General features: G+C 33.9%; 20 protein-coding genes. 12 read left to right on the top strand and 8 right to left on the bottom strand.

The window, feature by feature from the left end; translation table 11 throughout:
- Position 1: 1 nt before the first annotated feature.
- Positions 2-766 (bottom strand): hypothetical protein, encoded by a 765-nt coding sequence (locus DFQ09_RS16690; protein WP_115812382.1) that lies wholly within the window; start codon positions 764-766, stop codon positions 2-4.
- A 45-nt stretch (positions 767-811) separates the two neighbouring features.
- Complete coding sequence (locus tag DFQ09_RS16685; RefSeq protein WP_092470473.1) at positions 812-970, bottom strand: YqaE/Pmp3 family membrane protein; 159 nt, start codon at positions 968-970, stop codon at positions 812-814.
- A 375-nt stretch (positions 971-1,345) separates the two neighbouring features.
- Between DFQ09_RS16685 and lysS the strand changes: the two genes are divergently transcribed.
- From lysS to DFQ09_RS16665, 4 genes are all read left to right on the top strand, one after another.
- Positions 1,346-3,034, top strand: a complete 1,689-nt coding sequence (lysS, locus tag DFQ09_RS16680; RefSeq protein WP_115812380.1) for a lysine--tRNA ligase — start codon at positions 1,346-1,348, stop codon at positions 3,032-3,034.
- Positions 3,035-3,155: 121 nt separating this feature from the next.
- The gene (locus tag DFQ09_RS16675; protein WP_115812378.1) at positions 3,156-4,265 is read left to right on the top strand and encodes an META domain-containing protein; all 1,110 of its coding nucleotides are present in this window, start codon (positions 3,156-3,158) and stop codon (positions 4,263-4,265) included.
- Positions 4,266-4,370: 105 nt separating this feature from the next.
- Entirely contained in the window at positions 4,371-5,627 is a 1,257-nt protein-coding gene (locus DFQ09_RS16670) for a fibronectin type III domain-containing protein (RefSeq protein WP_115812376.1), read from the top strand.
- 86 nt (positions 5,628-5,713) lie between these two features.
- A complete protein-coding gene (locus DFQ09_RS16665) occupies positions 5,714-8,203 on the top strand; it encodes a zinc-dependent metalloprotease (protein WP_245940383.1) in 2,490 nt (829 codons plus the stop codon).
- A 53-nt stretch (positions 8,204-8,256) separates the two neighbouring features.
- Here the strand turns inward: DFQ09_RS16665 and DFQ09_RS16660 are convergent, their stop codons facing one another.
- Positions 8,257-9,003 carry an alpha/beta hydrolase gene (locus DFQ09_RS16660; protein WP_245940379.1) on the bottom strand — a complete coding sequence of 249 codons (747 nt, stop codon included), beginning with the start codon at positions 9,001-9,003 and terminating at the stop codon, positions 8,257-8,259.
- A gap of 235 nt (positions 9,004-9,238) precedes the next feature.
- The gene (gene yiaA / locus DFQ09_RS16655) at positions 9,239-9,730 is read right to left on the bottom strand and encodes an inner membrane protein YiaA (protein ID WP_115812372.1); all 492 of its coding nucleotides are present in this window, start codon (positions 9,728-9,730) and stop codon (positions 9,239-9,241) included.
- Positions 9,731-9,881: 151 nt separating this feature from the next.
- On the opposite strand from yiaA, the gene DFQ09_RS16650 reads away from it, so the two are divergent.
- The 3 genes from DFQ09_RS16650 (at position 9,882) to DFQ09_RS16640 (ending at position 12,417) form a co-directional block, all read left to right on the top strand.
- Entirely contained in the window at positions 9,882-11,378 is a 1,497-nt protein-coding gene (locus tag DFQ09_RS16650) for a hypothetical protein (RefSeq protein ID WP_115812370.1), read from the top strand.
- 92 nt (positions 11,379-11,470) lie between these two features.
- On the top strand, positions 11,471-11,956 hold the full coding sequence (locus DFQ09_RS16645; protein ID WP_147298363.1) for a hypothetical protein: 486 nt from the start codon (positions 11,471-11,473) through the stop codon (positions 11,954-11,956).
- A gap of 101 nt (positions 11,957-12,057) precedes the next feature.
- Positions 12,058-12,417, top strand: coding sequence for a hypothetical protein (locus DFQ09_RS16640; protein WP_115812366.1), 360 nt, complete (start codon positions 12,058-12,060; stop codon positions 12,415-12,417).
- Between the two features lie 52 nt (positions 12,418-12,469).
- On the opposite strand, the gene hemL is transcribed toward DFQ09_RS16640, so the two are convergent.
- Genes hemL through DFQ09_RS16620 form a run of 4 tightly spaced genes read right to left on the bottom strand, consistent with a single transcriptional unit; the run spans position 12,470 to position 15,888 of the window.
- Complete coding sequence (gene hemL / locus DFQ09_RS16635) at positions 12,470-13,756, bottom strand: glutamate-1-semialdehyde 2,1-aminomutase (protein ID WP_115812364.1); 1,287 nt, start codon at positions 13,754-13,756, stop codon at positions 12,470-12,472.
- A 3-nt stretch (positions 13,757-13,759) separates the two neighbouring features.
- Entirely contained in the window at positions 13,760-14,593 is an 834-nt protein-coding gene (locus DFQ09_RS16630) for a glucosaminidase domain-containing protein (protein ID WP_115812362.1), read from the bottom strand.
- 3 nt (positions 14,594-14,596) lie between these two features.
- On the bottom strand, positions 14,597-15,511 hold the full coding sequence (locus tag DFQ09_RS16625) for a 1-aminocyclopropane-1-carboxylate deaminase/D-cysteine desulfhydrase (RefSeq protein ID WP_115812360.1): 915 nt from the start codon (positions 15,509-15,511) through the stop codon (positions 14,597-14,599).
- Positions 15,512-15,558: 47 nt separating this feature from the next.
- On the bottom strand, positions 15,559-15,888 hold the full coding sequence (locus tag DFQ09_RS16620) for a hypothetical protein (RefSeq protein ID WP_115812358.1): 330 nt from the start codon (positions 15,886-15,888) through the stop codon (positions 15,559-15,561).
- A 50-nt stretch (positions 15,889-15,938) separates the two neighbouring features.
- On the opposite strand from DFQ09_RS16620, the gene DFQ09_RS18990 reads away from it, so the two are divergent.
- The 5 genes from DFQ09_RS18990 to DFQ09_RS16600 all read left to right on the top strand — a co-directional run bounded on the left by DFQ09_RS18990 (position 15,939) and on the right by DFQ09_RS16600 (position 21,008).
- On the top strand, positions 15,939-16,100 hold the full coding sequence (locus DFQ09_RS18990; RefSeq protein ID WP_179349636.1) for a DUF5522 domain-containing protein: 162 nt from the start codon (positions 15,939-15,941) through the stop codon (positions 16,098-16,100).
- Positions 16,100-18,100, top strand: a complete 2,001-nt coding sequence (locus DFQ09_RS16615; protein WP_115812356.1) for a urocanate hydratase — start codon at positions 16,100-16,102, stop codon at positions 18,098-18,100. Before DFQ09_RS18990 ends, DFQ09_RS16615 begins: the two co-directional genes overlap by 1 nt.
- A gap of 16 nt (positions 18,101-18,116) precedes the next feature.
- On the top strand, positions 18,117-18,668 hold the full coding sequence (locus DFQ09_RS16610; RefSeq protein WP_115812354.1) for a DUF4136 domain-containing protein: 552 nt from the start codon (positions 18,117-18,119) through the stop codon (positions 18,666-18,668).
- A 128-nt stretch (positions 18,669-18,796) separates the two neighbouring features.
- Positions 18,797-20,695: a SulP family inorganic anion transporter gene (locus DFQ09_RS16605; RefSeq protein WP_115812352.1), complete on the top strand. Its 1,899-nt coding sequence runs from the start codon at positions 18,797-18,799 to the stop codon at positions 20,693-20,695.
- A 121-nt stretch (positions 20,696-20,816) separates the two neighbouring features.
- Positions 20,817-21,008, top strand: coding sequence for a cold-shock protein (locus DFQ09_RS16600; RefSeq protein WP_020895249.1), 192 nt, complete (start codon positions 20,817-20,819; stop codon positions 21,006-21,008).
- Positions 21,009-21,094 lie beyond the last annotated feature (86 nt).

The raw sequence follows: 21,094 nt of genomic DNA, 5'->3' as shown, positions 1-21,094 counted from the left end.
TTTAATCCTCTAAAACAACTTCAATATTCAATATTTCAGGATCCTTTAGCATATCTATAAACCCAACCTCATAAGTAACCGTTTTTCGATCTTCACTATACATTGCTCCTTGTTTCGAAAATGATTTTACAGCTTTTGGAAAGTGATAATTAATTATATACTTAGAAGATCCCAACATCAATGCCGATTTATCTATACTATCTAAAGATTTCTGATGTTTTTCTAAATCAATAATCTCAGCATTTCTTCTAAAAACGGTACCATCATATGAGTAACTCACCAAAGTTGAGCCTTCATTACCCATACTAGAAAATGGACTTAAAGGCAAATTATCACTAGCAGTGTCATCACCTTTTAAATTATTGAAACTATTCATTGCTTTGTACATATCCCGCAACTCACTAGCATCATCAAAGTCTGTTTCTAAATCAAAAAACATCTTCTTCTTATCTGGATCCATAACCATATGAATTTTATAATCCTCCATGGCTTTAATCTTTTCTTGTTCTCCTACAGACAAATTCGCTATACTATCTTTATATTCTACCAAAAAGTCCTTAAAAACGATTGTTGAATCCACAGCTTTACTCATTTCATCAGAAGCATTCTCTCCGAGTTGATCTAACACATCCATCATCTCTGATGCATCCATTGAGAATTTCACCTTACCACTACCGTCTTCATTGATATAGATATTTTCAGAAAACTGACAACTTGTTAGCAGCATTATAAACACACAAGAAAGCACCGTAAAAACCTTATTCATTTTTAATCTTTTAAATACATTATTAAGATCGCAAAGGTAAGACTTTTATCGCTTTGGGTTATTGAGAATAACCAAAGCTGCTATAACACCTGGCACCCAACCACAGAGCCATAATAAAAAGGTAATTAGAATAGAACCACATCCTTTATCTAAGACAGCTAAAGGTGGACAAATAATAGAAAGGATAACGCGCCAGATACTCATAATTTCGTTTGATGATTTGATGTATTTATAGGACGCAAGTTCAATATAAATGTTACACTTTATATGAATTCATATCCTTGAGGTTAGAATAAAATTCAATAAAGTATTATTACTATAAAGTAATATTGATTCTTGTTCTGAATTCTTGTTTATCAACTAAAGAAATTCAGAATGACCATCCTCTGCCAAAACACGATATAAAAGTGTTCTTCAAGATTCTTTAAAATGCCTTAAAAACATTTCTAAACAACCATAATTATTCAGAAAATTTAGAGCTTGTTAAATCTAACTAAAAAGGAGCTCGTTAATTTTTGTAAAAAGTGTAATTTTGCAGCCACTTACCAACACTTGGTAAGTTTATAAAATTAATTAAGAATGCAACTTTCAGAACAAGAATTGGTAAGACGCCAAAAGTTAGAAAAGCTTAGAGCTTTAGGGATTAACCCTTATCCAGCGGATTTATTTCCCGTAAACCACACTTCAAAACAGATAAAATCTAATTTTGAAGACGGTAAACAGGTTATTATCGCAGGTCGTCTAATGGCTATTAACATTCAAGGAAAAGCATCTTTTGCACAATTGCAAGATAGCGAAGGTCGTATTCAGGTGTATTTTAATAGAGACGAAATTTGTACAGGTGAAGACAAATCCCTTTACAATGATGTCTTTAAGAAATTATTAGACTTAGGTGATTTTGTAGGTGTTGAAGGGACACTTTTTACAACGCAAGTTGGCGAAAAGACTGTTATGGTAAAGGATTTTAAATTGCTTAGTAAAGCTTTAAAACCATTACCTATCCCAAAACAAAAGGATGGAAAAACCTATGATGCATTTACAGATCCAGAAATGCGTTACAGACAACGTTATGCCGATTTAGTAGTTAATCCTCATGTAAAAGAAGTGTTTATAAAGCGTACTAAGCTTTTTAATGCGATGCGTCAATTTTTTAATGATGCTGGTTATTTTGAAGTTGAAACACCAGTTTTACAGCCTATTCCTGGTGGAGCTGCTGCACGTCCGTTTATGACGCATCACAACAGTTTAGACATTCCATTATACATGCGAATTGCTAACGAATTATATTTAAAACGTTTAATCGTTGGTGGTTTTGATGGTGTTTATGAGTTTTCTAAAAACTTCAGAAATGAAGGAATGGACAGAACGCATAATCCAGAATTTACCGCCATGGAAATCTATGTATCTTACAAAGATTACAACTGGATGATGGATTTCTGTGAGCAATTATTAGAGCATTGTGCTATTGCTGTAAATGGAACTTCTGATGCTACATTTGGCGAACATAAAATCAATTTTAAAGCACCTTATAAGCGTATTACCATGCGCGATTCTATTTTAGAATTTACAGGTTTTGATATCTATAACAAGTCTGAAGACGACATAAGAGCAGCTGCAAAAGGCATGCATATTGAGGTTGACGAGACTATGGGTAAAGGCAAGTTGATTGATGAGATTTTCGGTGAGAAATGTGAAGGAAATTACATTCAACCAACGTTCATTACCGATTACCCAAAAGAGATGAGCCCTTTATGTAAAGAGCACAGAGAAAACCCTGAATTAACCGAGCGTTTTGAGTTAATGGTCTGTGGTAAAGAAGTTGCTAATGCTTATTCTGAACTTAATGATCCTATAGACCAACGCGAGCGTTTTGAGCACCAGTTAAGTTTAGCTAAAAAAGGAGATGATGAAGCGACAGAATTTATAGATCACGATTTTTTACGTGCACTAGAATACGGAATGCCTCCAACATCTGGAATGGGAATTGGAATGGACCGTTTAATAATGTTCTTAACCAACAATCAGAGTATTCAAGAAGTTTTATTCTTCCCTCAAATGCGACCAGAAAAGAAAAAAGTGGATTTAAGCGATAACGAAAAAGCGATTTTAGAAGTTTTAAAAGCTGAAAAACGCATGGACTTAAATGTGCTTAAATCAAAATCAGGCTTAAGTAATAAAGGTTGGGATAAAGGTTTAAAAGGCTTAAGCAAACATGGTTTAACAAAGGTTGAAAAAACTGATGACGGCTTATTTGTAGAGCTTATTTAAAAACCCTCTAACATAAATTTATAAAAAAGGAATTACCGAGAGGTAGTTCCTTTTTTTTCAGTTTAAAAACTATATATTAGGGCGTTACTAATAATTAGAATCTTTATAAAACGCTCATTTTATGAAACAAAGCTACGCAACCTTAATCTTATTTTTATGTTTTACAATAGTCATAAATTCACAGAACTTCATAGGTAATTGGAATGTAATTTCTCTTGAATCAAATGGAAACACCATCAATTTACCTTCAACGGTTACAACACCTCCAAATATTGAATTTCACAATTCATTTAGCAGTGCGCCTTTAGACCAATATTGGGGACGTTATATATACGGTAATGGCATTTGTAACTCTTTTACTTCGTACTTTGAGAGCGAACAAAATAATGCTATCAGTCTTATTCCTTATTTTGAAACTACAGACAACTCATGTACTACAACTGAGGAAACTGACTTTGAGAACTTATACTTTTCAATTTTACAAGAACCTGGAAATTTAACGTATTCATTTACTAATGATTTACACAATTTAAGTTTTACCAATAGCCAAGGAGATGTCATAAACTTAGGTCGTGAAGATGCTCCTTCAAACGTACTAAGCGGAGAATGGTTTATTCATTCTATTTGGGAATTTGATATTTTACTTGAGAATACTTTCGATCCTAACTTAAGTATAGTCTTTTCTGACGATATTATTAATGGACAAAGTGATTTTTATGGAAGCTCCACTTGTAATGGATTCAGCGGCATATATGACAATCCAGTACAACCAACTTCTTTTATAGTTAGAGATATAGGTTGGACGCTGATTTTCTGTGACATTGCAGATCAGGCGATTTTTGAAATGTCATACATGAATTTTTTCAGTCCTAATGAAAACATATACACATTTGAAATTACAGGAAGCGGTTCCGATGCTATGCTAACCATATATAATGGCAATGAGGTAGAACTTAATTACGGTAGACAAGCCCTGTCTACTAATAGTTTTACCGCGCAAAAAACCAAACTAATAACAGATATATCTAATCATAGATTACAACTCATTTCTGATACGCCTTTAGTCAATAATCCATACTCTATTTATGATCTTTCAGGCAGGCTAATTACGTCCGCCTACTTAGATCAATCTAATAACATTGAAATTGGCACTTTAGCTTCAGGAAGCTATATTTTAAAGATTATGAATTCACAAAACCAAACAGAAAGTTTTAAATTTATGAATTACTAATTTTTGTTTTTAATGTCTATAAGTATTCTAACTATCAGTTTACGTATTGATTAAAATATAATTTTACTACTTTAGCAACTAGCTATAAATCAGAAAACCACCCAAATGTTTAAAAAATCCTATTTATTAATCGTATTCGTAAGCCTTTTCTTGTCATGTGGTAATGATATTGATGACATTATTCCTGTATGTAATAGTGTAACTAATATATCATCAAGTGCTATTGCTGATAATTCTGCAACACTCAGTTGGGAAACAATTAATTCTTCAGCATCCTACAACTTAGAATATGGTATTTCGGGATTTACCTTAGGTAGTGGCACAACAATTTCTGTTTCCGAAACATCCGTAATACTAACCGATTTACAAGCCAATACAACTTACGACGTTTACGTTCAAACCCTTTGTAGTTCAATTAATAGTAGCTTACATAGTGACGTGTATAGTTTTACAACTTTAATCCCAAACGTAGCAACCGAGTTTAAAACAAATCTTTCTGAGTTGAATTTATTTTCAGGAAATTTGAATGAATTAAACATTACCACAAAAGCATTTGAGTACAATCTTAGCACTACTCTATTTTCTGATTACGCACATAAGCAACGTATCATCGCTCTACCTGAAGGCACAAGCATGGAATTTGACGGTGATGGTTTACCGCTTTTCCCAGAGAATACCGTAATTGCGAAAACATTTTACTACAATCACGATGAACGCGATTTATCCTTAGGAAGAACCATAATTGAAACCCGTATTTTAATGAAATTAAATGGCGAATGGGAAACGGGAGATTACAAATGGAACGACGAACAGACAGAGGCTGTTTTAGATTTAGGCGGAAGCTCGCTGCCTGTAACTTGGATTGATGTAGAAGGCAACACGAATTCTACAACTTATAAAATTCCGTCAGATACAGATTGTTTTACTTGCCATGGTAATAATGGCAACATTATACCCGTAGGACCAAAATTGAGATCCATGAATTTTGAAATCAATGGCGTAAATCAATTAGAACAATTTATCAGCAACTCTCAATTAACAGGTGTTGCTAATAGTGCTTCTATTACAAGTTTACCGAATTGGGAAGATGGAGACTTTAGATTAGAAGCTAGAGCAAGAGCATACATGGATATTAATTGTGCTCATTGCCATATCCCTGGTGGAAGCTGCGCCGATGAAACCACCTTAAATTTGGCCTTTGAAACGCCACTCAATGAAAGTCAAATTGTAGAACAAAGCCACCTTGTTAGTTATAGAATATCGTTTTATTTAGATGGTTTAAGTATGCCATTTATAGGAACTTCAATGATGCATACCGAAGGTGTAGAACTCATTCAGTCTTACCTAGACACCCTAGATTAACGACGTTAAAGAAATACTAAAATCAGTTTTTAAATTAACATATTCTTAATAGAATACGTATTTTCAACAAAATTTAAAAACTAACTATTTTGAAAAACGTACCCATTAAACTACTCTTTGTAGTTTCCGCCTTTTTAGCGTTTTCTTGCTCTACTGCAAAAAAAGCTGGAAAATCAGGCAAAGATGCCACAGCAATGGCTAAAACTTCAGCAAAGAAACCTGGAAAAAACGACCCAAAGCCTTACGACAAAGTCATCACTAAAGATGCCAAAAGTGATAAAGGATTATTTACAGTCCATTCTTTAGACGATAAATTTTATTACGAAATACCAGACTCTCTTTTCAATAGAGAAATGTTAATGGTAACTCGTATTGCAAAGACTGCTTCAGGACTAGGTTTTGGTGGAGGAAAAACGAATGAGCAAGTATTGAGATGGGAGAAAAAAGATAAGAAAGTTGTTCTTAGAGTTGTGTCTTACAACGTTGTTGCAGCCGATTCTCTTCCTGTTAGTGAAGCTGTTTTAAATTCTAATTTTGAACCTGTTTTATACACATTTCCTATTGAAGCATTTAGCAAAGACTCTACAAGCACAGTAATTGATGCGACACCTTTGTTTGAGAAAGATGTAAAACCTTTAGGATTACCACAACGTAATAGATCTTCTTATAAAATATCGCGTTTAGAAAGTGATAAATCATTTATTGAGACTATTAAGAGTTACCCTAGAAATATTGAAGCACGTCACGTAAAAACATATGCTGCCGGAAATCCTCCATCTAACTCTAGTACAGGTAGTATCTCAATAGAAATGAATAATTCTATGATTTTATTACCAGATGTACCTATGAAACGTCGTTATTTTGATGAGCGCGTAGGCTGGTTTGCAAGAGGCCAAACAGATTACGGATTAGCAGATCAAAAGAGCGAAACTTTAACCTATTTAGATCGTTGGAGGTTAGAGGTTAGAGATGAAGACATTGAGAAGTTTAAGCGTGGTGAATTAGTAGTCCCTAAAAAGCAAATTGTTTATTACGTCGATAGAGCGACTCCAGAACAATGGAAAAAATATATTAAGCAAGGTATTGAAGATTGGCAGGTTGCTTTTGAAGCAGCCGGTTTTAAAGATGCTATCATTGCTAAAGAGCCACCAACGGTTGAAGAGGACCCAGAATGGAGTCCAGAAGATGCACGTTACTCAGTTGTGCGTTATTTAGCATCTCCTATTCCAAATGCCAATGGACCTCACGTAAGTGACCCAAGAACAGGTGAAATATTAGAAAGTGATATCAACTGGTATCATAATGTAATGTCTTTATTACGCGGATGGTTCTTTGTTCAAACTGCTGCGATTAACCCAGAAGCACAAAGTCCACAATTTAAAGATGAAGTTATGGGACGTTTAATTCGTTTTGTATCTTCTCATGAAGTTGGTCACACCTTAGGTTTACCTCATAACATGGGATCTAGTGTTGCTTATCCTGTAGAGAAATTACGTGATGCTGAATTCACTAAAGAATTTGGTACTGCTCCATCAATTATGGATTATGCCCGTTTTAATTATATCGCTCAACCAGGTGATGAAGGAGTCGCTTTAATGCCAGATATCGGAACGTATGATAAGTATTCTATATCTTGGGGTTATAGACCAATTTTAGATAAAACTGCAGAAGAAGAAAAGCCAATCCTTAACGCATGGATTATGGAGCACGCTGGTGACCCAATGTATCGTTTTGGACACCAACAAGCTGGTGACGTAGTTGATCCAAGTTCTCAAACTGAAGATTTAGGTGATAATGCTATGTTAGCAAGTGAATATGGAATTAAAAACCTAAAGCGTATTGTACCAAACTTAATTGAATGGACAACTGAAGCTGGTGAAAACTATGACGACTTAGATGAAATGTACGGTCATGTGATTTCTCAATTTAATCGTTATATGGGTCACGTTTCTAACAATATTGGTGGTGTTTACGAAAATTACAAAGCTGCAGATCAAGAAGGAGCTGTATATACTGCTGTACCAAAAGCGCACCAAAAGGAAGCAATGAACTTTATTCAAGAGAACCTATTTGAAACTCCAGATTGGTTAATTGATAAAAACATTTTTGATCGTATTGAGTTTACAGGTTCTATAGAACGTGTTCGTGCTTTACAATCTAGAACTGTTAATAATATTTTAAGCTTAGGAAAAATGCAACGTTTAATAGAAGCATATACCTTTGATAGTGCAGCCTATTCTTTACCAGATATGATGAGCGATTTACGTTCAGGAATCTGGAGTGAATTACGTACAGGTAAAAAAATTGATACTTACAGACGTAATTTACAACGTGCACATATTGATAGATTAGAGTATTTGATGACTGCCAAAGACCAAGGTCCTAGCAGAAGATCTAGTTCTTACGTTAAGGTGACACCTGTTAATACTAGCCAATCTGATATTAGAGCGGTTGTAAGAGCTGAGTTAACATCCCTACGTAGCCAATTACGTTCTGCTCGTGGTGGAGATTCAATGAGTAGAATACATATAGCGGATGCTATTGAGCGTATTAATCTTATTTTAGACCCTAAGTAATCTAAAATTAAATACATTCTAAAAAAGGCTTCAAGTTATCTTGAAGCCTTTTTTTAGTTTAAAATAGTTTGAATCATTTTATGGTAGTCTTCAAACTCGATTAAATTATTATGCTCACCTCCTTCAACCGTAATAAATTCGAGGTTTTCAATATTTAATTTTAAAAGTTTTTTAGCTGATGCATAAGGTACAACGCTATCCGCTGTTCCATGAATAATTGTAATCGGACACCTTGCCTTTGGTAAAAACTGATAAGTTGGAAAATGATACTTTAACAATTGTTTTACAGGCAAAATTGGAAACCGATCTTTCGCCACGTCTAAAATACTGTAATAGGGTGTTTCTAAAATCAGTTGTTTTGCATTGTTTTTTGAAGCTAAATACGAAGCTATTCCGGTACCTAAAGATCTTCCATATAAGGTGATTTCATCTTCGGAATACTGTTTTAAAAGATAATCATAACAATATTGTGCATCACTATATATAGCTACTTCACTTAGTTTTCCTGTACTTTTTCCATAGGTTCGGTAGTCCATTATTAAGACATCATACTCCATATCTACAAAATATTCTGAAACCGTTCCCCAACGACTTAAATCGCCAGCGTTTCCATGAAAATAAAGGATAACTCCTTTTGGGTTTTCAACCTTAAAATGAAGTGCGTTTATAATGGTATTCTCATCTGTTTTAAAGAATAATTCTTCAAAATTATGTTGAAACTGGTATTGATAATTTTGCTCTAAAGTATTAGGAAAAAACAATAACTTTTCTTGCAAAAAATAAAGAGCGGATGCTATCATAACAAATATGCTTAAAAATACAATTATAAACTTTTTAAGTCTTTTTTTTAATATCACTTTAGTGGTGCGCTCCATTTGTTTCTTAGTATTAGTAACCAAAGATATTACAATAGTCTTTTGGAATAGGTAAACTAAAATAATACACTGATTATGCTCAATATTAAATCATTTTAAAAACCTCACAGCACAAAGAATGCTGCAAGGTTTTGGGTTAGTAATTAACCGATCATCAAAACTAATCGTCGTCTTCTTTTGTCTCCAATTCATTATTTATATAAGCTACATCTCTGGTGTTTTTCTGCACTGCAATAGCCGAAAACAAACTCAAAGTAAATGACATAGCATAGAAGCCTTTTTCACTTAATTCTAAATCTGCATTCCAAAGTCCAATACTTAATAGAACTATGGATGCGATAGATGTAAACCAACTGATACCGTAGTACATTTCGGTAACCTGAATGTTTTCGAGTTTATCTCTAACGGCTTTTTGTACTGAGATTACTGAGAATAATCCGAAAAGTAGAATTGTAAAATAATAGCCTTTTTCGTTAAGCATCATCTCTGCATTCCAAAGTCCAATACAATAAGCAACCATACCAATAAGTAAGGCCGACCACGAGGCTCCAATAAATGCTGGTGTTGGCTTATGATTATATAACTTCTTTTCTTTCTTTTTTGATTTTAAATTTTCTTCGTCTTTTAAAGACACTGTTGTTTGATAATTCATACTATTTTGTTTTAATGATTATGAGGCAAATCTCGAATAAAAGTGAAGAAGCATAAAACCACAATTCAAACAGAACTGACGATATATTTTATGGACCACATTTAAAATTACCTATATTTAGGGATAAATTAAATATATTTATGACGTTTAAATGATAGCATTAAAATCTATAATTGATACATTAACAATTGAAGAGCAACAGAAATTCGTAAATTACCTTCAACAAAAGAACAAGCGGAAGGACACCAAGAACATTCAATTATTTAAGGTACTCGCATATTCTAATGACGATTCTAAAAACATTTGCGTTCAACTTTATAAAGTAGAAAACTGCAATGCTTACCATGCCTTAAGAAAACGCCTATTTCAATCCTTAATAGATTTTACCGCGAATAAAAACCTCGAAGATGAGAGCTCCATAGACATACAGGTTATTAAGTACATTTTGGCATCACGAACCTTTTTACTTCAAAAAAAATATGAGATAGCATATAAAGTTTTAGACAAGGCTGAACGCTTAGCAGATGAGCATTTAATGTTCCCAATACTCAACGAAATCTATCATACCAAAATCCAATATGCCTCTAATTACCCTAAAGCAGGATTAGATGACTTAATTGCAAAACAAAAAGAAAACCAGAAAAAGCATCAATTAGAAGATGAACTCAATATCGTGTATGCTAAATTAAAATCGATGTTAAATGACGTCACTTATGAAGGCACCGTCATTGATTTTGAATTAGAACTAGAACACCTACTAAAAGTACATCATATTGAAATTAACACGTCGCTTTCCTTTAAATCCTTGTATCAAATTTTAGCGATTGCTAATATTTCGGCTTTAGTCACAAATAAATATTATTCCATAGAAAGCTTTGTAATGAAGAGTTATGACATTCTAAAACAAAAGAAGGAAACCGACAAGCAACTTTTTTATCAAATTGAAATCGTTTATATCATTGCTAACACGCTTTTCAGGAATAAAAAATTTGAAGCTTCTACACGCTACATCGATGAAATGGAACAGCTCATGCAGCTAAAAAAACGGGCCTATTACAAACCCTTCATATTAAAAAAAACCTTAGTCAAAGCTTTAAACCTCAACTATAGTAACGAACAAGATGACGCTATTACACTAATTGAAAGTTTCACTAATAAAAAACATGAAGACACAGAAACCTTACTCGACTTACAGCTAACATGCTTTATGTTTTACTTTCAAAAAGGAGACTTTACAAAAGCCAAATCCATTTCATCCAAATTTTATCATACCGACCGATGGTATAAAGAAAAAGCAGGTATAGATTGGGTGATTAAAAAAAACGTTGCCGAACTTCTATTATATATAGAATTACAAGAAGATGATTTATTCTATTCGCGATTAAAAAGTTTTAGGCGACGCTACTCAAGCTACTTAAAACAAATTGGACAATCCCGAATTCTAACTTTTATAAAGTTTGCCGAACAATATTACATAAAACCTGAAAGCATAGGCACACCAGAATTTCTGAATAAATTAGAACTAACTTTTGAGTGGACTACAATAAACAAAGAAGATATTTTTATAATAAGCTTCTATGCATGGCTAAAAAGTAAGGCTGAAAAACAAAATATATTTCAAATAACGTTGAGGCTAATAAAAATGTAACAAATGTTAAAATACGTGTTAAAAGCCTAACCAGAGTTAAACCTAAATAATGACTCTAGGTCTAAATAAGTATAACATAAAACATAAACGACATGAGAAATTTATTAGTAATCGCCGTAGCTCTATTTACACTAAATGGCATGGCACAGGAAAAAGAAAAGAGATCGGACCGCAAAGATAGATCAGAATTAAGAATGCAAATGACACCAAGTGATATTGCAGATTTAAAATCAAAAAAATTAACTTTAAAACTAGACTTATCCGATGCGCAGCAGAAAAAAGTACATAGTATTTTATTAAGCGAAGCAAAAGCCAACGAAGGTTTAAGGCAAAAACATAAAGCTGCAGAAGGAGAAAAAAGAGAAAGACCTTCTCAAGAAGAATTCCTTAAGATGCAAAATACCAGATTAGATCAGCAGATTGAAATGAAGCGCGAAATGAAAACAATCTTAAATGCAGAACAGTATGCTAAGTTCGAAAAAATGAAGCCTAGAGATCATAAAAAAAGAGGTGATCGTCATAAAAAACGTGATGGAAAACACGAAGGAAAACACAACAAACAACAAGACGAAAACTAATATATAATCGTCTTATTTTAAAGAAAAAGTATCGCTTCGGTGATACTTTTTCTTTTTATTGAATAAAATTGTTATTTTAGTGTCGAATTTAAAAATTAATAATGAAAAAGACTATCACACTCTGTTTATTTGTATTTGCACTATTTTTAGGAACCCATACTGCTGTTGCACAAAACAGCAATACTGAAAAAGAAGCAAATGCTATTATAGAAACTAAAACTATTAAGACGACTAAAGGTTTAATTAAATTTATTCAGTTAGAAAAAGACAAGACAGCAGAAGTCTACAAAGCAATAAAAGAGCATACTAGCGATTTATATTTCATTGAAAATGAAAAAAATTCAACTGAAAAAGAAGTATTCATTAGAACAACAGCCACAAATGAAACGCTTGATAGCAAGATGAAAGTTCTTTTAAACAAAGTACAATTTGAGCGCTTTAAACGTTTTCAAAAAAGTTAAGCTCAATTTTTTATATAAAAAAAGTCTCGCCATGTGCGAGACTTTTTTTTGTTTACAAATCTTTTGCAATCTCCTCGACAGCTGCAATCGTCTCGTTTAAATCTTCATAGCTTAATGCATCTGTTATAAACCAAGTTTCAAAAGCACTTGGTGCAATATAAATACCTTTGTTTAACATGCCGTGAAAGAACTTTTTAAACGTTTCATTATTCCCTTTAGCAGCAGAATCGAAATCCACAACTGCATCTTCTGAAAAATGCACAGAAATCATAGACCCTATCCTATTGATGGTATGCGTTACTTTATTTTTATTAAGCGCATCCGCAATACCGTTATGAAGGTATTTTGTCTTCTCTTCTAGCCTATTCATCAAATCAGCATCAGCATTAATAGTTTTAAGCATTGCCAAACCTGCCGCCATAGCTAACGGATTCCCACTTAAAGTTCCTGCCTGATACACCGGGCCAATTGGAGCTAAATAGTTCATAATTTCATTTCGAGCAGCGAAAGCACCAACAGGTAATCCTCCTCCTACAACTTTTCCGAAACAAACGATATCTGCATTAATATTTTTAAGTGCTTGCACTCCTCCATTTGCCAATCTAAAACCGGTCATTACCTCATCAAAAATCAATAAGATGTCATTAGAGTCGCAAATAGCTCTTAAACCTTCTAAAAACCCCTCAACCGGAGGAATACAGCCCATATTACCCGCAACAGGCTCAATAATAATTGCAGCTATAGCATCTTTATTTGCCTCAACTAATTCTTTTACGTTTTCAAGATCATTATACCTTGCCAATAACGTATCTTTTGCGGTTCCTTCTGTGACACCAGGACTATTTGGTGTTCCAAATGTTATAGCACCACTTCCTGCTGCAATTAAAAACGAATCACTATGGCCATGGTAACAACCCGCAAATTTTATAATCTTATCTTTTTTAGTAAAACCTCTAGCTAAACGAATAGCACTCATACACGCTTCAGTCCCTGAATTTACAAAACGTATTTTATCAATATTCGGCACCATAGAAACTGCTAATTCTGCGATCTCAGTTTCAATAGCTGTTGGCATTCCGAAGGAAGTTCCTTGTTTTGCTTTTTCAATAACGGCATCAACTACAGGAGGAAATGCATGACCAAGTAACATTGGACCCCAAGAATTTATATAATCTATAAAACGATTTCCATCTTCATCATAAACATAAGCCCCTTTTGCTGACTTAGCAAAAATTGGTGTTCCTCCAACTGCATTAAAAGCCCTTACAGGTGAATTTACACCACCAGGAATAACCTTTTGTGCGTCTTGAAACAAAGCACTACTTCTTTTATATAACATAAATTAATTTGGAATAATAAGTTCTTGACCAATAGTAAGGTCATTTGATTTTAAATTATTTTTAACTTTAATAGCATCAACCGTAGTTTTATATAATCTAGATAAAGAATACAACGTATCTCCTTTAGCCACCGTGTGCTTTTTAGACGTCACCTTCTTTGGCCCCTCTATTATAGTGGTTGATCTGCGCGATGATTTAGTAGTTGTTCCATTAAGGACTTCATCATCATATTTATCAAGATTATAGCGTTCAATTAAGCTAATCAGTTTTTCAGGATATTTACGATCTGTTGCATAACCTGCCGCTCTTAAGCCTTTAGCCCAACCTTTATAATCATCGGGTCTTAGATCAAATAAACTCGCATAACGGCTACGGCCTGTTAAGAATTCAGAATGGTCTTCGTAAGACATTTCTGCTTTATCATATTTCCTAAAGCATTCTTGTGAACGATCATCATCATGATAAATCTTAGCACCTGTCCAACCGTGGCATTTAATCCCAAAGTGATTATTTGCCTTAACCGCTAAACGTCCTTTTCCAACACCAGATTCTAAAATACCTTGAGCCAAGGTAATACTCGCTGGAATTTTATGAGTCCGCATTTTGTTTTTGGAAATTTCAGCATATAAATTAATATAAACCTCAACACTACTTGGAGCTTTATTTTCTTCTATAACTGTCGGATTTGTTTCAACCGTTTTAACCTCCTCTTTTTTGTCTTTTACTACAGCTGTTTTAGTAGTATTACTTCGTTTCTTTTTAGTTACAATACCTTTTTTAGGACCACAACTCATTGCCAATACTGCAACTAATAAGATTAAATATCTGAACTTCATGTTTTATATTTCAATTAAAGGGCGATTTTTACGCTTCAACAGATCATTTACACCTGCAATTCCTTGCAAACCCCCTGTGTGAATGACAAGTATTTTAGAATCCGCTGGAAAATATCCAAGAGCAATTAAATCAAATATTCCAAATAGCATTTTACCTGTATAAATCGGATCTAATGGAATATTATAATCATTCTTAAACGTATTAATAAACGAAATCAATTCGGGCTTTATTTTACCATAACCACCAAAATGATAATCTGTTATTAATTTCCAATTATCTTGATTTGCAAATTTACGAATATCTTCTTGTAAAAAATCACCTTTTAAAGCCGGAAAGCCTAATATTTTCTGATGCTTTTCAGATGAATTAATTAACCCAGAAATTGTCCCACCTGTTCCTACAGCACAACAGATATAATCAAATTTAGAATCGTTTTCTTCTAGGATGTCCTCACAACCCTTTACTGCTAATTCATTTGTACCTCCTTCGGGAATTAAATAAAAATCCCCAAATTCATTTCTTAAGCTATTTATAAAAGCACTGTCTGTTTTAGTTCGATAGACCTCCCGAGACACAAATTCAAACTGCATACCACAAGATTTTGCAAACGTTAAGGTTGGGTTTAAATCTTTCTTTTCCCTTAACTCCTCCCCTCTTATGACCCCAATCGTATTAAAACCATATTCTTTTCCGGCATAAGCCACAGCAGCAATATGGTTTGAAAATGCACCTCCAAAGGTTAATAAGGTTTTTACATTATTCACTTTAGCGTCTTCAATATTGAATTTTAACTTACGATACTTATTTCCAGAAATAAACGGATGAATTAAGTCTTCGCGCTTAATTGCTATTTTAATAGAAGTATTTGGAAGAGATAAATGCTGATTATGAGTACTATTATTTAACAACGGCTTTATTTTTACAACAACAAAGTTAGTTGATGGCGAAGAAAAAATCGCAATAATTAATTTCTAATAAATTTAAACACATTATACAAAGGTCTCGATTTTAAATAGTCGAGATCCTTTTCATGCCTATATGCTTCACGTTCAAAAGAAATATTCCTATAGGCTAAATCCCATTTTTTATTTTGAATTAATCGACATAAAAATTCAATTGTGTACAGCACATAAAATGGAAGAATAAACAACTCAAGCTGTTGTTTGAGATGAATTTTTTCATGATTTATTAGTACAGCATTACGCTTTAAATCTTCAGTCTTTAAAAACATAAAAGGAAAAATAGTAATTCCCAGATAACCTTTTGGCACTAAATATTTCGAAATCAATATCATGCTTTATTCGTTTCAAAAATCAAACCAAATTACGTTATCTTTGTTTACATATGAAAAAATATATTCCCATTGAAGACGGTGACTACTACCTAACACCAGAAGGTTACCGCTGTTTTACTGAGCAATACCATTTAAAACGTGGTTATTGTTGCGAAAGCGGCTGCAGACATTGTCCATATGGATTCAACAAAAACACATTAAAAAAGAAGTAATGCATACTACAAAACTTTCGTTCAAAGATCAAATATTAGAAGGCATTCCAAACATATTACCAGAACCAAAGCCTTACGATACTTCGATAAATCATGCACCGAAACGCAAGGCAATTCTTTCTGCAGAAGAAGAAAAATTAGCGCTTAGAAATGCTTTACGTTATTTTGACAAAAAAGATCATAAAACCTTATTACCTGAGTTTAAAAACGAGTTAGATACTTACGGCAGAATTTACATGTACCGTTTACGGCCAGATTATAAAATGTATGCCAGGCCAATTTCTGAATATCCTGCAAAATCAACACAAGCTGCAGCCATTATGCTTATGATTCAGAATAATTTAGATTATGCCGTAGCACAACATCCGCACGAATTAATCACTTATGGTGGTAATGGAGGTGTGTTTTCAAATTGGGCACAATACCGACTAACCATGAAGTATTTGGCAGAAATGAATGATGAACAAACCCTGACCATGTATTCTGGTCATCCTATGGGATTGTTTCCATCGCATAAAGAAGCACCAAGAGTTGTGGTAACTAACGGTATGATGATCCCGAATTACTCCCAACCAGATGACTGGGAGAAATTCAACGCTTTAGGCGTTACACAATACGGCCAAATGACTGCCGGAAGCTACATGTATATTGGCCCACAAGGCATCGTACATGGTACAACTATTACAGTTCTTAACGGTTTTAGGAAAATCAAAAAAGAACCAAAAGGCAATTTATTTGTGACCTCCGGATTAGGAGGCATGTCTGGTGCACAACCAAAAGCAGGAAACATTGCAGGCTGTATTACCGTTTGTGCTGAAGTAAATCCTAAGATCACGCAAGTACGATTAGATCAAGGTTGGATCGATGAAAAAATAACCGATTTAGATCAACTTGTTACTCGTGTTGAAAAAGCTAAAGCTGAAAAAGAAACTATTTCAATCGCTTATCTCGGAAACATTGTAGATGTATGGGAAAAATTTGATGAAGCTAATGTTCATGTTGATTTAGGAAGTGATCAAACATCACTTCATAATCCTTGGGCTGGAGGTTATTATCCTGTGGATATTTCTTTTGAAGATGCGAACGACATGATGGCGAACCAACCAGAATTATTCAAAGAGAAAGTTCAAGAAACCTTACGACGTCATACAAACGCTATAAATAAACACACCTCAAAAGGCACTTATTTCTTCGATTATGGAAATGCCTTTTTGTTGGAAGCCTCTCGTGCTGGTGCTGATATTATGGCAGAAAATGGTATTGATTTTAGATACCCAAGTTATGTTCAAGATATTATGGGACCAATGTGCTTTGACTATGGTTTCGGACCCTTTCGTTGGGTTTGTGCTTCTGGTAAGCCGGAAGATTTGATAAAAACTGATGCTATTGCCTGTAAAGTCTTAGAAGACATTAAAAAGGACTCTCCTAAAGAAATTCAGCAACAAATGGCTGATAATATTCAATGGATTAAAGGCGCACAAGAAAACAAACTCGTGGTAGGTTCACAAGCCCGAATTTTATATGCAGATGCAGAAGGCCGAATGAAAATTGCCGAAGCCTTTAACCAAGCCATAAAGAATGGAGAAATTGAAACTGTTATTTTAGGAAGAGATCATCACGATGTCTCAGGAACCGATTCCCCATACAGAGAAACCAGTAATATTTATGACGGCTCACGCTTTACAGCAGATATGTCTATACAAAATGTGATTGGCGATAGCTTTAGAGGAGCCACATGGGTAAGCATTCACAATGGTGGAGGCGTTGGATGGGGCGAAGTTATAAACGGTGGATTTGGTATGGTTCTTGATGGTACTAAGGAAGCATCAAAAAAATTAAAACAAATGCTGTTTTGGGACGTTAATAACGGTATTTCAAGACGAAGTTGGGCTAGAAATGAAGGAGCCGTTTTTGCCATAAAACGCGCTATGGAAGTCGAACCTAATTTAAAAATAACCTTACCTAATTTCGTTGATGATAATTTATTAGATAAAGTATAATTAAAAAAAAGAAATTATGAAAAAACTATTAAAATTTACACCAATGTTTCTCTTATTGATAGGATTAGCTTCTTGCAGCTCCGTACGAGTTGCAGCTGATTATGATAGAGAAGCAAATTTTGACAATTATAAAACCTTTGCATTTTTCAAACCCGGAATTGACAAGGCAGAAATCAACGACATTGATAAGCGTCGTATTCTAAGAGCCATTGAAGCGGAACTAATGGCGAAAGGTTATACCAAATCAGAAAACCCAAATATGCTAGTGAGTATATTCACCAAATCTAATCAACGTGTTGATGTTTACAACAACGCTTGGGGCAATGGTGCTTGGGGTTGGGGCGGTTATGGCGGCTGGGGCTGGAGATCTGGCTGGAACAATAACCAAGTCACAACCACTACTGAAGGTATGCTATTTATAGATCTTATTGATGCCAACAAAAAAGAACTCATCTGGCAAGGTTCTGGTACAGGAAATCTTAATGCTAGTAACCCAGATAAGAAAGACGAACGTATAAAAGAATTTGTATCTCAAATGTTAGAGCAGTTTCCTCCAGAGGAAAAATAACATATTGCACACAAAAAGAACAGAAAAGCATTGGTATCCACCGATGCTTTTTTTGTTTAACAAACTACTGCTTTTTAGATTAAATTCAAAAAGTCTACCTTTGCCGCCTTTTACAAATAAAAAGTATTATGCTCGGTCAAAAAACCATTAAAAATTTCACACAAAACCCTAAGAATGATATTCTTGCAGGTATCACGGTATCACTAGCAATGATTCCGGAGGTGGTTGCCTTTGCGTTTGTTGCTCAAATTAGTCCAATTGTAGCCCTCTTTGGTGCTTTTATAATTGGAATCATCTCTGCACTTTTTGGTGGAAGACCAGGTTTAATATCTGGAGCGGCTGGTGCAGTTGCTGTTATTTTTGTTCATATGATTCAAGAAGGACATGCTAAAGGCTTATTATTTGATACACCTGTGGATAACATGGGCTATTTTTATTTGTTAGCTGCTGTTGTTTTAATGGGACTAATTCAAATATTAGCAGGCGTTTTTAAGCTTGGTAAATTTGTACGTTTAATTCCACATCCAGTAATGTTAGGGTTTGTAAACGGATTAGCTATTGTCATTTTCTTAGCACAACTTGGAATGTTTAAAGAAAATACAAAGGATATTTTTGGACAAAACATGCGCAAAACCGTATCAAAAGAACGGGTTTATAATTTAAGTGATAATTCTGTTAAAGATTTAATTTCTGACACCAAAATATTTTCAATTAATGAGGAATCAGTAACCAATATTAGCACGGGTGAAGCCGTTTTTATTATATCGGACAATCAAGTTTACGATATAGATACTAAACAAGTTGTTTTTAACATTAAAGACGATGGCTTCTATTCTGTAAGAGACAACGGAGTTGTAAAGTCTACTATGGAAGGCCAGAAATTATACATCATGATTGGTTTGGTTTTCTTAACCATGTTCATAATTTGGGGCTTGCCTAAATTAACTAAAAAAATGCCTGCTGCATTAACGGCGATTTTAATAGTGACTTTGATCTCTATTTTTAGCGGCCTTCAATCCATTAACGTAGGAGATTTTATTAGAGATGGTGGTGGCGCAGGTTTAAATGGCTTTGATGAATTGTCTAGCAAACTCAACCTTGCGGAACTATGGAGTCATTTGCCATTTAACTTAGACACTTTAAAATTCATTGCGCCTTATGCCTTTTTAGCGGCATCAGTAGGTTTGATTGAAACCTTAATGACCATGAACCTTGTAGATGAATTAACAGACTCGAGAGGTGATGGTAATAGAGAATGTATTGCTCAAGGTTCTGGAAACATGCTTAGCGGAATCTTTGGAGGTACTGGTGGTTGTGGTATGATTGGACAAACTGTAATTAATATTAACGCAGGTGGTAGAGGCCGTTTGTCTGGTGTAATGATGGCAATAACCTTACTTACATTCATCCTATTTGCTGATAAATATATTGAGCAAGTGCCAATTGCAGCTTTAGTCGGTGTTATGTTTATGATGGTTATTGAAACATTTGCTTGGTCTAGTTTCCGAATCATGAAGAAGATACCTGTATCAGATGCCGTTGTACTTGTTATTGTTTCGGTAGTTACTGTTTTCTTCGACTTAGCCATTGCGGTATTTGTTGGTGTTATTATTTCTGCCTTATCGTTTGCTTGGGAAAATGCTAAGAAAATTAGAGCACGTAAGCGTATTCAAGAAGATGGCACAAAAACTTATGAAATTTGGGGTCCCTTATTCTTTGGAAGTATTACCGCTTTTAATGAGAAATTCGATATTAAAAACGATCCAGATCATGTAGAAATTGATTTTGTTGAAGCTCGTATTTCGGATCACTCTGCTATTGAAGCTATTTTTATTATTGTTGAAAAATATCAGGCTGAAGGAAAAACAATAAAACTAAAACACTTAAGTGAAGATTGTAAGATATTACTGTATAAAGCAAGTCCTAAATTTAAAGATGTTATCGTTGAAGCTATCGACGATCCACGTTACCATTTAGCGGCTGATCCTGAAAAATTTACAAGACCTTTATCTGAGTATAATGTTTAATTTTCTTAACAGATAAACATTAATAACAGAGATAGTTACTATCGTAAAAAATAACTGCATTAAATTAATTGAATTTCAATTAATTACCTTATATTTGCAGCTTAATTTAATATATTTTAATATGAGTACTGGTACAGTAAAATTTTTTAATGACTCTAAAGGTTTTGGATTCATAACAGAAGAAGGGAACAACAAAGAGCATTTTGTACATATTTCTGGTTTAGTCGATGAGATTAGAGAAGGTGATAATGTAGAATTCGATTTAGCAGAAGGAAAAAAAGGATTAAACGCAGTTAATGTAAAAGTTATATAATTATATACCTTACAACCTTTTTAAGTATAGAGCCTGTCTTTTAGATAGGCTTTTTTATGTTCAATAGTTAAATACATTTTAGAATT

It is taken from the genome of Winogradskyella pacifica (genome assembly GCF_003386275.1).
In the GTDB taxonomy this organism is placed as follows: Bacteria; Bacteroidota; Bacteroidia; order Flavobacteriales; family Flavobacteriaceae; genus Winogradskyella; species Winogradskyella pacifica.
Note: the sequence above shows the minus strand (reverse complement) of the source record. Positions and strands in the feature narration are given on the sequence as shown.

Excerpts from the sequence above, each read along its gene's own strand:
- DFQ09_RS16690 (WP_115812382.1), bottom strand. The coding sequence starts at position 766 with ATGAATAAGGTTTTTACGGTGCTTTCTTGTGTGTTTATAATGCTGCTA.
- DFQ09_RS16660 (WP_245940379.1), bottom strand. The coding sequence starts at position 9,003 with ATGATAGCATCCGCTCTTTATTTTTTGCAAGAAAAGTTATTGTTTTTT.
- DFQ09_RS16640 (WP_115812366.1), top strand. The coding sequence starts at position 12,058 with ATGAAAAAGACTATCACACTCTGTTTATTTGTATTTGCACTATTTTTA.
- DFQ09_RS16605 (WP_115812352.1), top strand. The coding sequence starts at position 18,797 with ATGCTCGGTCAAAAAACCATTAAAAATTTCACACAAAACCCTAAGAAT.
- DFQ09_RS16645 (WP_147298363.1), top strand. The coding sequence starts at position 11,471 with ATGAGAAATTTATTAGTAATCGCCGTAGCTCTATTTACACTAAATGGC.
- yiaA (WP_115812372.1), bottom strand. The coding sequence starts at position 9,730 with ATGAATTATCAAACAACAGTGTCTTTAAAAGACGAAGAAAATTTAAAA.
- DFQ09_RS18990 (WP_179349636.1), top strand. The coding sequence starts at position 15,939 with ATGAAAAAATATATTCCCATTGAAGACGGTGACTACTACCTAACACCA.
- DFQ09_RS16685 (WP_092470473.1), bottom strand. The coding sequence starts at position 970 with ATGAGTATCTGGCGCGTTATCCTTTCTATTATTTGTCCACCTTTAGCT.
- DFQ09_RS16620 (WP_115812358.1), bottom strand. The coding sequence starts at position 15,888 with ATGATATTGATTTCGAAATATTTAGTGCCAAAAGGTTATCTGGGAATT.
- DFQ09_RS16670 (WP_115812376.1), top strand. The coding sequence starts at position 4,371 with ATGTTTAAAAAATCCTATTTATTAATCGTATTCGTAAGCCTTTTCTTG.
- DFQ09_RS16630 (WP_115812362.1), bottom strand. The coding sequence starts at position 14,593 with ATGAAGTTCAGATATTTAATCTTATTAGTTGCAGTATTGGCAATGAGT.
- DFQ09_RS16615 (WP_115812356.1), top strand. The coding sequence starts at position 16,100 with ATGCATACTACAAAACTTTCGTTCAAAGATCAAATATTAGAAGGCATT.
- DFQ09_RS16675 (WP_115812378.1), top strand. The coding sequence starts at position 3,156 with ATGAAACAAAGCTACGCAACCTTAATCTTATTTTTATGTTTTACAATA.
- DFQ09_RS16600 (WP_020895249.1), top strand. The coding sequence starts at position 20,817 with ATGAGTACTGGTACAGTAAAATTTTTTAATGACTCTAAAGGTTTTGGA.
- hemL (WP_115812364.1), bottom strand. The coding sequence starts at position 13,756 with ATGTTATATAAAAGAAGTAGTGCTTTGTTTCAAGACGCACAAAAGGTT.
- DFQ09_RS16610 (WP_115812354.1), top strand. The coding sequence starts at position 18,117 with ATGAAAAAACTATTAAAATTTACACCAATGTTTCTCTTATTGATAGGA.
- DFQ09_RS16650 (WP_115812370.1), top strand. The coding sequence starts at position 9,882 with ATGATAGCATTAAAATCTATAATTGATACATTAACAATTGAAGAGCAA.
- lysS (WP_115812380.1), top strand. The coding sequence starts at position 1,346 with ATGCAACTTTCAGAACAAGAATTGGTAAGACGCCAAAAGTTAGAAAAG.